Origin of the sequence: Mesorhizobium sp. M7A.F.Ca.CA.002.05.1.1 (assembly GCF_003998335.1) — a bacterium.
Taxonomy (GTDB): domain Bacteria; phylum Pseudomonadota; class Alphaproteobacteria; order Rhizobiales; family Rhizobiaceae; genus Mesorhizobium.
The window spans coordinates 1-508 of record NZ_RZQI01001613.1 but is presented as its reverse complement, the minus strand read 5'-3'; the positions used below and the strand labels follow the sequence as shown (position 1 = coordinate 508).

Genomic DNA, 508 nt, shown 5'->3' with positions numbered 1-508 from the left:
AGCGTGTCCTGGTGATCGGTTCGGAAACATTCTCGCGCATCCTCGATTGGAGCGACCGCTCGACCTGTGTGCTGTTCGGCGACGGCGCCGGTGCCATGATCCTGGAAGCAGGCGAGGGGACGGGCGCGATCGCCGACCATGGCGTTCTGGCGGCCAGCCTGCGCTCCGACGGCACGCACAAGGACAAGCTTTTCGTCGACGGCGGGCCGTCGACCACGGGTACGGTCGGCCACCTCCGGATGGAGGGCCGCGAAGTCTTCAAGCATGCGGTCGGCATGATCACCGACGTGATCGAGGCGACGTTCGCGCAAGCGGGTATCTCAGCCGATGATCTCGACTGGTTCGTGCCCCACCAGGCCAATAAACGAATTATTGACGCTTCCGCCAAGAAGCTCGGGATAGCTGAGCAAAAGGTGGTGGTTACGGTCGATTTGCACGGTAACACCTCGGCTGCTTCCGTGCCGTTGGCGCTGTCGGTGGCCGTCGCCGACGGCCGCATCAAGAAGGG

At 63.6% G+C, this 508-nt stretch carries 1 protein-coding gene; it reads left to right on the top strand.

The window, feature by feature from the left end; all coding sequences use genetic code 11:
- Nucleotides 1–508: 3-oxoacyl-[acyl-carrier-protein] synthase III C-terminal domain-containing protein (locus EN939_RS37345; RefSeq protein ID WP_272483151.1), on the top strand; the 508-nt coding region annotated here is incomplete at both ends.